8 protein-coding genes, 1 tRNA gene and 1 other RNA gene are annotated in these 9,839 nt (G+C 66.8%); 4 read left to right on the plus strand and 6 right to left on the minus strand.

What is annotated here, in order from left to right:
* From G6026_RS03560 to ffs, 3 genes are all read right to left on the minus strand, one after another.
* Positions 1-1,229 (minus strand): DNA polymerase III subunit gamma and tau (locus G6026_RS03560; RefSeq protein ID WP_182612281.1); only part of this gene is annotated, 1,229 nt, incomplete at its 3' end.
* A 496-nt stretch (positions 1,230-1,725) separates the two neighbouring features.
* Positions 1,726-2,997, minus strand: coding sequence for an aminotransferase class I/II-fold pyridoxal phosphate-dependent enzyme (locus G6026_RS03565; protein WP_182612282.1), 1,272 nt, complete (start codon positions 2,995-2,997; stop codon positions 1,726-1,728).
* Positions 2,998-3,066: 69 nt separating this feature from the next.
* Positions 3,067-3,161: signal recognition particle sRNA small type (ffs, locus tag G6026_RS03570), an RNA gene on the minus strand.
* Between the two features lie 106 nt (positions 3,162-3,267).
* On the opposite strand from ffs, the gene G6026_RS03575 reads away from it, so the two are divergent.
* Positions 3,268-3,355 (plus strand) — tRNA-Ser (locus G6026_RS03575).
* A gap of 100 nt (positions 3,356-3,455) precedes the next feature.
* Here G6026_RS03575 and G6026_RS03580 read toward each other — a convergent pair.
* The 3 genes from G6026_RS03580 to G6026_RS03590 all read right to left on the minus strand — a co-directional run bounded on the left by G6026_RS03580 (position 3,456) and on the right by G6026_RS03590 (position 8,154).
* Complete coding sequence (locus tag G6026_RS03580; protein WP_347238057.1) at positions 3,456-5,486, minus strand: acetoacetate--CoA ligase; 2,031 nt, start codon at positions 5,484-5,486, stop codon at positions 3,456-3,458.
* Positions 5,487-5,494: 8 nt separating this feature from the next.
* Positions 5,495-6,832, minus strand: a complete 1,338-nt coding sequence (locus tag G6026_RS03585) for a TIGR00366 family protein (RefSeq protein ID WP_182612283.1) — start codon at positions 6,830-6,832, stop codon at positions 5,495-5,497.
* A gap of 167 nt (positions 6,833-6,999) precedes the next feature.
* Complete coding sequence (locus G6026_RS03590) at positions 7,000-8,154, minus strand: helix-turn-helix domain-containing protein (protein ID WP_182612284.1); 1,155 nt, start codon at positions 8,152-8,154, stop codon at positions 7,000-7,002.
* Between the two features lie 163 nt (positions 8,155-8,317).
* Between G6026_RS03590 and G6026_RS03595 the strand changes: the two genes are divergently transcribed.
* The 3 genes from G6026_RS03595 (at position 8,318) to G6026_RS03605 (ending at position 9,810) form a co-directional block, all read left to right on the plus strand.
* Complete coding sequence (locus G6026_RS03595; protein WP_194305739.1) at positions 8,318-8,644, plus strand: hypothetical protein; 327 nt, start codon at positions 8,318-8,320, stop codon at positions 8,642-8,644.
* A gap of 228 nt (positions 8,645-8,872) precedes the next feature.
* The gene (locus tag G6026_RS03600) at positions 8,873-9,232 is read left to right on the plus strand and encodes an NADH-quinone oxidoreductase subunit A (RefSeq protein WP_107755519.1); all 360 of its coding nucleotides are present in this window, start codon (positions 8,873-8,875) and stop codon (positions 9,230-9,232) included.
* Between the two features lie 23 nt (positions 9,233-9,255).
* The gene (locus tag G6026_RS03605; protein WP_107755518.1) at positions 9,256-9,810 is read left to right on the plus strand and encodes an NADH-quinone oxidoreductase subunit B; all 555 of its coding nucleotides are present in this window, start codon (positions 9,256-9,258) and stop codon (positions 9,808-9,810) included.
* Positions 9,811-9,839: the final 29 nt, after the last annotated feature.

The raw sequence follows: 9,839 nt of genomic DNA on the forward strand, positions 1-9,839 counted from the left end.
TCAGGCGGCGCCCCACCGGCCCCGGCCGGGTTCCCCTCCCCGACATGGACCCCGCCACCCGGGGCGGCGACCGATCGCGCTGTACCGGACTCCAGCGCCTCGACGCGCTGCAGCAGCGCGAGCACCGAGTCGTCGGCCGACGGCAGCAGTAGTTTGGCGCAGAGGATCTCCAGCAGCAGCCGGGGAGAGGTGGCGCCGCGCATCGACCCCATCCCCTCGTGCACCATGTCCGCGCACCGCGCGAGGGTGGCGGGGCCGATGTTCTCGGCCTGGCGCCGCATGGTGTCGGCCTGCTCGACCGGCGCGTCGACGAGGCCGCGCTCGATGGCCTGGGGGACCGATTGCACCATGATGAGGTCTCGCAGACGCTGCAGCAGGTCCGCCGCGAACCGGCGGGGATCGAGCCCTGCCTCGATCACCTTGTCGACGGTTCGGAACAGCGTCGCACCGTCGGAGGCAGCGAGGGCGTCCACGGTGTCGTCGATCAGCGCCGCCTCGGTGGCCCCCAGAAGACTCACCGCGCGCGAATAGGTGATGCCCTCCTCGCCCGCGCCGGCCATCAGCTGGTCCAGCACGCTCAACGTATCGCGCGGCGACCCCCCACCGGCGCGGATGACCAGCGGGAAGACGGTCGGCTCGACCCGCACGCCCTCCTGGTCGCAGACCCGCTCGAGGAGTCCACGCATCGCCGAGGGCGTGAGCAGGCGGAACGGGTAGTGGTGCGTCCGTGAACGGATCGTCGGCAGCACCTTCTCCGGCTCGGTGGTGGCGAAGATGAAGATGAGGTGCTCCGGCGGCTCCTCCACGATCTTGAGCAGCGCGTTGAAGCCCGCGTTGGTGACCATGTGCGCCTCGTCGATGATGAGCACCCGGTACCGCGACGACGCCGGCGCGAAAAATGCCCGCTCACGCAGGTCACGGGTGTCGTCCACACCACCGTGGCTGGCCGCGTCGAGCTCGGTGACGTCCAGCGTGCCCGTGCCCCCGGGCGCGAGCGCCACGCAGGAGTCGCACTCCCCGCAGGGTGTCGCGGTGGGTCCCTCCACGCAGTTCAGCGACCGGGCGAGGATGCGGGCGGACGAGGTCTTGCCGCACCCGCGCGGCCCGGAGAAGAGATACGCGTGGTTGATCCGGCCGGAGGACAATGCCACGGAGAGCGGCTCGGTGACGTGCTCCTGGCCCACGACCTCGGCGAAGGAGGCGGGGCGGTACTTCCGGTAGAGGGCCACGGCTAGAGGGTACCCAGGGGGTACGACGACGAGGCGAGACCTCTGCGTCCGGGAGGACGACATCCCGAAATGACCGGAGGGGCCGCGTCTCCGCGACCCCTCCCGACGTCCCTCGCGCGGCGGTGCGGGCCCCCTCAGACCCTCGCGGCGCGGTTCCGGACCGAGATCACAGCACCGGCCCCTCGCAGCCCCTCAGCCGCACTCCGGTGCCCGATCCCTTATGGGGTCCGGACGCGTCAAATACAACCACGCGGACCTGCGGCGATCAAGGACCTTCCTCAATTGACTACTGCTCAACAGCGCTTTCGGGGCCATTCGTGCACGTCAGAGCACTGTCCCCCGAAATTCCCGGCGAGTCCACGTAATGAGAACGTGTTACAGATCACAGCACCACCGCTTTCGCTGGTGACAGCGGCCCCGTCGACACCCCCACAGGGGCATCACTGGGTCCGCATCTCAGTGATTGGTGATTAACGAAGCGGCAGGCTGTGTTACATCACTTCTGCGCGTCGCGACACGCCGCGAGCAACGCGCACAGTCCCACCACGTCCATCGCCGTCTCCACCTCGGCCAACGGCGGGAGGGTGGGCGCCAGCCGGATGTGCCTGTCGTCGGGATCCCGCCCGTACGGATAGGCCGAACCCGCCGGGGTCAACGCCACACCGATCGCCTTGGCCAGGCGGACGGTCTCCGTGGCGGTACCGTCCGGGACCTCGAGGTCGATGAAATACCCGCCCTCAGGCCTGGTCCAGCGGGCCACCCCGTAGTCGCCGAGGCGGCGGCCCAACGCTGCGGCGGCCGCCTCGAACTTGGGGGCCACGATCTCCCGGTGCTTCTGCATGTGGGCGCGCACCCCGTCGGCGTCACCGAAGAACCGCGCGTGCGCCAGCTGGTTCACCTTGTTCGGTCCGATCGACCGGACCCCGGTGTGCCTCAGATACCAGTCGAGGTTCGGCGTCGAGGCCGAGAGGAACGACACGCCCGCGCCGGCGAAGGTGATCTTGGAGGTCGAACACACCTGCAGGAAGCGATGAGGGTGACCGGCCTCCGCGGCGATCGAGTCGACGTCGGGCACCTTGGGGAAATCCGGGGTCAGCGTGTGCACCACGTAGGCGTTGTCCCAGATCACCCGGAAGTCCGGGGCGGCCGTGACCATGCGCGCCAGCCGCGACACGGTGTGATCGCTGTAGACGACGCCGGTCGGGTTGGAGTAGATCGGCACACACCACATGCCCTTGATCGACGGGTCCGTCGCCACGAGATGCTCCACCTCGTCCATGTCCGGGCCGCCCTCGCCCATCGCCACCGGGATCATCTCGATACCGAGGGCCTCGGTGATGGTGAAGTGCCGGTCGTATCCGGGCACCGGGCAGAGCCACCGGAGCGTCGGCTCGTCCTTCCACGGACGCTCGGAATCCGGCGTGCCGAACAACATCGAGAACGCCAGCAGGTCGTACATGATCGACAGGCTCGCGTTGTCCTGCGCGATCACCCGGTCGACGTCCACCCCCAGGAGCTCGGCGATGATCCCACGGAGCTCCGGCAGTCCTGCCCCGCCTCCATAGTTCCGGACGTCGGTCGACCCCGCGGTGTGGTCCCCCTCCCCCGGCAGGGCCAGCAGCCGCTCGGAGAGGTCCAGCTGTTCGGGCGAGGGCTTACCTCGGGTCAGGTCCAGGGAGAGACCGCGCTCGGCGAGGGAGTCGTACTCGCGGGACAACTCCGATTCGAGTCGGGCCAGGTCGTCGGCGGAGAGATCGGACAGCGCCACAGTGGCCTCCGGGGGATCGACATCGTCGGTGGTCTCGGCACCTCGACGCAGGTGGTCCTGGTGCCGGACGTGAAGGGACCCCGCGCACCCGCCAGAGCCCGCTGACCCTTGCTGCCTTCCGGCCCTGGGGGAGTTCACAGGATGGACGCCGCGCGGGGTCCGGTGACGAGTCTAACCGTGCCGCCTCCGCGGCCGCACGCCGCCCGGGAGGAAGCCGAGGAATCCCGGATGGTTTGCCAGTGGTTGGCCGCGCTGGGTACTGTGATCGACGGAGGATTCGCCTAGTGGCCTATGGCGCTCGCCTGGAACGCGGGTTGGGGTTTATAGCCCCTCAGGGGTTCAAATCCCCTATCCTCCGCCGCAGACGCGGCCCGGTGCTCTCGAGCCCGGGCCGCGTTTCTCGTTGCCCCGGTGGCGCACGGGCACCGAGTGCCACCGGGGCCCCACCTTCACGCCTGCTACTCCGCGTGCCGCCTCCTGGCGAACGCCGACGCCCGCTCCACGTACCAGCGCAGCGTGTCCGGTTCATCGGTCGCGGTGTAGCTCACGGCGTCCGGATCCGCGCCCTGATAGAGCCGTTTGACCGGCACCTCCATCAGTTTTCCGGTGCGGGTCCGGGGAACCGAAGGCGCGGCGATGATCTCGTCGGGCACGTACCTGGGTGAGACCTTCGACCTGATCTCGGAGACGATGGACTCCCGGAGTTCGTCGTCGACCTCGAAGCCGGCGTCAGGCACGACGAAGAGCGGCATGTAGTACTCACCCCGAGCCAGTTCAGCACCGATCACCATGGACGCCCGCACACCCGGAACGGTGTCCACGACCTCGCAGATGTCGGCCGATCCCATGCGGATGCCACCGCGATTGATCGTCGAGTCGGAGCGACCGTGGATGACGAAAGGCCCTTCGGGTCTGCGGGTGGCCCAATCGCCTTGCCGCCACATGCCGGGGAAGTCCTCGAAGTAGGCGGCCCGGTATCTGCTCCCGTCGGGATCGTTCCAGAACTTCACGGGCATCGAGGGCAGTGGTTCGGTCATCACCAGCTCGCCCACCTCCCCGACGACCGGGCGTCCCTCCGGATCGACGGTGTCCGCCGCGACGCCCAGATACGGCCCCTGGAGCTCGCCAACGTAGGTCGGATCGAACGGGTTCGATCCGACGATCCCCGACGCGATATCGGTTCCTCCGGAGTCAGAACCCAGATGCACATCGTTCTTCACGTGGTCGTGGATCCACAGCCAGGTCGATTCGGGCAGCGGAGACCCGGTGGACAGGATGGAGTCCAGCTTCGAGAAATCGAAGAGTGCACGGGGGGACATCCCGGAGCGCTGGATTTCCGTCAGCACCGCGGCGCCCACACCGAAGAACGACACCTGTTCCGTCGAGCAGATCTCGAGGTGTCTGGCCGGCGTCCCGAATGACGGGGCACCGTCGTAGGTGACGACGGTCGCACCTCTCATCATCGACGCCACCAGCATGTTCCACGCCACCCACGTCGTGGACACGGCGAAGTACACCCGGTCGCCCGGACCGAGGTCATACTGCAGCCCGTTGGCCTTGTTCGCTTCGAGGACGATTCCACCGTGACCGTGGACTATCCCCTTCGGCTTGCCCGTGGTCCCTGAGGAATACAGCACCCACAGCGGGTGGGAGAATTCGACGCGGTCGTATACGGGCCGGGCGGGCGTTGACATGATCGTGGACATCCGGGTGCTCGGTACGCGGGTCGCCGGGGGCATCTCGCTCGAGGGGCCCCCCGTGTCCACGAAGACATGGTGCTCGATCGTCGGAAGGGCGTCGATGAGGTCGGGCAAGCCCCTCGTCATGTCCCGGTATCGGCCGTTGAAGTCGTATCCGTCCACGGTGAGAAGAACCCTCGGAGCGATCTGCGTGAATCGATCGCTTACCCCCCGGACGCCGAAGTCCGTGTTGACGACCGACCAGATCGCCCCTACGGACGCTGCCGCCAGTAGGGCGACGATCGTCTCGGGGACGTTCGGCAGGACCGCACACACGACGTCCCCCCGCCGCACCCCGATCGATCGGAAGTGTGCCGCGAGCGACGCCGTGCGTTCTTCGAGTTCCCGCCAGGTCAGGGACTGACGAGGCCGGGATTCGTGCAGGCCGACGACGGCTTCCCGGTCGGGATCCGACCCGGCGAAGCGCAACAGGTTCTCCGCGTAGTTGAGGCGCGCGTCGGGGAACCAGCGGGTGTCAGCGATCGACTCCCCCTCACGCACGGGCCCCGCGCCGCGATCGCCGACGAGGTCGTAGTACTCCCATACCGACTCCCAGAAGTCATCGACGCATCCGACACTCCACCTGTGCAGCTCGGCGTAGGTTCCGAGCCCGCCTCCTACCTCGGCCGGATGCACTCCACGGTGGTGTCGGAGCCAATTCTGGAAGCTGCGGAGATCCGACCCCTCGACCCGTGCTGCGGACGGCTCCCACGTCTTCACGCGGCCATTCACGCTGTGACTGCTCATCATGTTCCCCGTCACCACCCGAGGACCGGCACGAGCAGGAAGATCGTCGAACCGATCACCATCAGAACGACCATCGCCGTCATGCAGTAACCCCAGATGTCCTTGAGGCCCAGACCCGAGAGGCCGAGCGCGGCGAGGACGAAGAACGGTTGCAGCAGGTTGGTCGTCATGTCGCCCACTGACACCGCGTTGACGACGGTCGCAGCTGAGACATTCATGGTGCTGATCGATTCGAGCAGCACCGGCCCCTGAACCTGCCACTGGCCACCGGCGGATGGCACGAAGATATTGACGATCATGGCTGAGATGTAGGCGAACAACGGGAACGTCGCGTCCGTGGAGATCGATGCGAACCACTCGCCGATCAGGACGATCAGCCCGGCGCCGCCCATCATGCCGACGATGCCGGCGTAGAACGGGAACTGGAGCACGATTCCCGACGCCGCCGGGATCCCATCGGTGATGCACTCGGCGTACTTGGCGGGGCTCCCGTGGAGCGCGATACCGACGATGAGGAAGATGAAGTTGATGATGTTGAGTTCGAGGTTGAAGCCCTGGGCGACGAAGTAGGTGATGATGCCGATCAGGCCGAGGATCACGATGAGGTAGTTGATGATCCTGCTGTTGTTGATCCGGTCCGAGACGGTCGAGTCCCTGGAGACCGAGCCGGCGTCCGCAGTCTCCCGCGCGTCATCCGGGCCGGAGAACGGGACGACGTCCCGGCCTTTCGGTGCCATCAGAATGAAGGCGACGAGCACACCCAGGAAACCGAACACGGCCGCACTGATCATGGTCGGGCTATACAGCGTCTCGGTGACCGGTATGAGTCCGATCTCATCTTCCAGGCTGTGCCCGGGGGTGTTGACCAGCAGTGGAGCGGTGAGGGCGAGCGACACCGGCTGAGTCGCGATGACCGCCGTGTACGCGGCAGCGACAAGGAGCCGGAAATCCGCGACCTTGACACGTCGAGCGATCTCGATCGCGACGAGCGTTCCCCCGACGAAGCCCAGACCCCAGCTGATGATGCCGAATGCCGCTGAGACCACCATCGCCATGACGAGCGCGGCGAGTTGGGTCTTGGGGACGCCGGCGAGGCGGGTGAGGAGCCTGTTGACCGGCGGAGCCTTCGCGAGCGCGTAGCCGGTGACCAGTACGACCACCATCTGCATGCCGAACTCGAGGAAGCCCCAGAATCCGCCGTACCAGTGCTCGGCCATCTCCGGCAAGGACTGGCTCCCGATCGTCATCCCGAGGATCAGAGTGACGATCGTCAGGACGAGCGCGAAGAGGAACGCGTTGGGCAGATACTTCTCGACGAGAAGGTTGAGGGAGCGCGATAGGGCTCGCACAGGCGGATCTCCTTTGGGCTCAGCGGGGGCTCGGACGCCATGACGCCCGACACATTCTGCTATCGCTCGTCACAAAAGGAGATGGACCACAGCCTGAAATTGTTGCGTAGGTCTCGTTACAGATTACAAACCTGTCGAGCTATGGACCGTCGACCACCGTTCGAGGCTCATTCCTCGGTCGAGTTCCGATCCCTGGCGCGCAGCTCGAAGTACCACTGCAGTGATACCGCGGTCTCCATGTCGTCGACCGAACACCCGGTGATCTCCGCGAACCGGGCGATCCGGTAGCGCAGGGTGTTCGGATGACAGTTGAGCGTTCTCGCGGCGTTCTTATAGGAGCGGTTCTGCCGGAGATACTCTTCGACGCTGCACAGGGTGGAGGCGGCATCGACCTTGGCCGAGTCGAGGGGTTGCCGAAATCTCGCGTCGAAGAGATCGACGACGGGCGACTCCGGGTCGACAGCTACCCGCCAGCCGACCTCCTCGAGGTGGTGATTCCCCGCGCTCAGCGCGGTCGAGGTGCTGGCCACCCGCCGAGCAACCTCGAGGGACTCCGCTATGCCGGACAGGGGACGGGGCCGACCGTAGGACACGGACACGCCGTCGCCGGTGTCGAACACCTCCCTGCAGATACCCACGATCACATCGCCTCGAATCGCACACACCCCCCGATGGCCGAAGATCTGGGGCTCCAGCATCGCGAGAAGCGAATAGATGTCGTGCCCGGAGTGACCCACCATCGCGGCGACAAAGCCGCGGTAGTCCAGGTCTGTGCGCAAGGCGAAGCGAGTCTGTGCGGTGGCAAGGATTCCGTCGTCGAAATCTCCGGAGCGCAGCCGGTCGATGAAGTCATTCTTGATCGCATGGTTCCGGGTGTCGAGCTGCAGTTGATGCTGTCGATAGACCTCCACGAGGACGGCCGAGTACACGTCGCTGACCATCCAGATCTGCCGGTAGGCGTGAAGACTCTCGAACGGGGACACGCCGTGCGCGTCGAACAGCTCGGTCAGCGCGTCCGCGATGAGTCCTATGCTGTGCTTGTACGAACGGATGAGGTCCTCGACCGGGACACCCTGCTCGAAGCGCTTCCTCGCGATCTGCGCGTAGGCGCGCAGTTTGTGACCCTGCGGTGTGGGCCCGTCCACCACTGCGCGGATGCACATTTCGATGTTCTGGTGGAACGACGACGAGATGACCTCGTCTGATACGGACTCGTAGGTGGGATACGTGCCACGAATGGTGGCGAGGACCTGCGTGAGGAGAACCGGCTCACGTTCGACGAGCGCGTCGATCGCAGCACCTCGCGGGTCGCCGGGATCCATGTATCGGATTGTGACACGGCCACGGGATCATCCGGCCCCCGCCAACCCCGCACCGCCACGGATCCCCCTCGGTAGCATCGCGGACGTGACCGAGATCACCGCTCCGGACATCGCCCTTCGCGTGCTCGTCTACAGTCACGACGCCGGCACCCGCGACCGCGTCATGACCGCACTCGGCACCCGCCCACACCCCGACCTCCCTCGGCTCGACTACCTCGAGGTGGCCACGGCGGCGGTCGTCGTCGACACCATGGACGCGGGCGGCATCGACCTGGTGATCCTCGACGGCGAGACCGCCCCCACCGGCGGGCTCGGACTGGCCAAGCAACTGCGGGACGAACTCGACCACGTCCCACCGATCCTCGTCCTGATCGGCCGTGCGGACGACCGCTGGCTCGCGGACTGGTCCCGGGCCGACGCGTCGGTCCCTCACCCGATCGACCCGTTCCGTCTGCGAGATGCGGTCACCTCGCTCCTCGCGCCGACCTGAGCTCCCGCCACCACCGGCGGCCGTCGCACACCTGGAACCGGTCTGCCGAAACCCCAGACACGCGTCAAAGCAATGTGAGTAGAGTCACAGTCGGGGTCGGGGACACCCAATCCGACAGGGAGACGGCGGGCCGTGACCCCACCACAGCCGGTCGCCGGCGATCCCATGCGGTTGCAGGAGAAGTGAACCCACAGGTGGCTTCTCGAGGAACGCGCGAGGAGTGACGCGATGAACGAATACGTACCCATCCTGGTCCTCGGCGCCGTCGCCGTCGCCTTTGCCGTCTTCTCCTCGCTGACGTCCTCACTGGCCGGGCCGAGCCGGTTCAACAGGTCCAAGGTCGAGGCCTACGAGTGCGGCATCCAACCCACCCCGCAGCCGGTCGGGGGCGGCCGGTTCCCGGTGAAGTACTACCTCACGGCGATGCTGTTCATCATCTTCGGCATCGAGATCCTCTTCCTCTATCCGTGGGCCGTGCACTTCGACACCCTCGGGCTGTTCGGACTGGCCGCGATGGCCCTGTTCGTCGTCAACGTCTCCGTCGCCTACGCCTACGAGTGGCGTCGCGGCGGGCTGAGCTGGGACTGACCGGGGCCGGGGGAGGAGACATCATGGGACTGGAAGAGAAGCTGCCGAGCGGGTTCCTGCTGACCACGGTCGAGCAACTCGCCGGATACATGCGCAAGGGGTCGCTCTGGCCCGCCACCTTCGGACTGGCCTGCTGCGCCATCGAGATGATGGCCACCAGCGGAGGCCGCTACGACCTGGCCCGGTTCGGGACCGAGGTGTTCCGCGCCTCCCCCCGCCAGGCGGACCTGATGATCGTCGCCGGCCGCGTCAGCCAGAAGATGGCCCCGGTCCTGCGCCAGGTGTACGACCAGATGGCCGAGCCCAAGTGGGTGCTGGCGATGGGTGTGTGCGCGTCCTCGGGTGGGATGTTCAACAACTACGCGATAGTCCAGGGCGTCGACCACGTCGTCCCCGTGGACATCTACCTCCCCGGGTGCCCCCCACGGCCCGAGATGCTCCTGCACGCGATCATCACCCTGCACGACAAGATCCAGCACATGCCGCTCGGCGCCAACCGGGCCGAGGCCGTCCGCGCGGCCGAGCGGGCGGCGCTCGACCAACGCCCGCTCATCCCCGTCGAGGGGATGTTCCGGTGACCGGCGACCATCCGGTCCCGGCCGATGCC

It is taken from the genome of Dietzia sp. DQ11-38-2, from assembly GCF_014145055.1.
Taxonomy (GTDB): domain Bacteria; phylum Actinomycetota; class Actinomycetes; order Mycobacteriales; family Mycobacteriaceae; genus Dietzia.

What these genes read in the sequence shown, in the direction of transcription:
- G6026_RS03580 (WP_347238057.1), bottom strand. Translation starts at nt 5,486, where the DNA reads ATGATGAGCAGTCACAGCGTGAATGGCCGCGTGAAGACGTGGGAGCCG.
- G6026_RS03590 (WP_182612284.1), bottom strand. Translation starts at nt 8,154, where the DNA reads ATGGATCCCGGCGACCCGCGAGGTGCTGCGATCGACGCGCTCGTCGAA.
- G6026_RS03595 (WP_194305739.1), top strand. Translation starts at nt 8,318, where the DNA reads ATGACCGCACTCGGCACCCGCCCACACCCCGACCTCCCTCGGCTCGAC.
- G6026_RS03600 (WP_107755519.1), top strand. Translation starts at nt 8,873, where the DNA reads ATGAACGAATACGTACCCATCCTGGTCCTCGGCGCCGTCGCCGTCGCC.
- G6026_RS03605 (WP_107755518.1), top strand. Translation starts at nt 9,256, where the DNA reads ATGGGACTGGAAGAGAAGCTGCCGAGCGGGTTCCTGCTGACCACGGTC.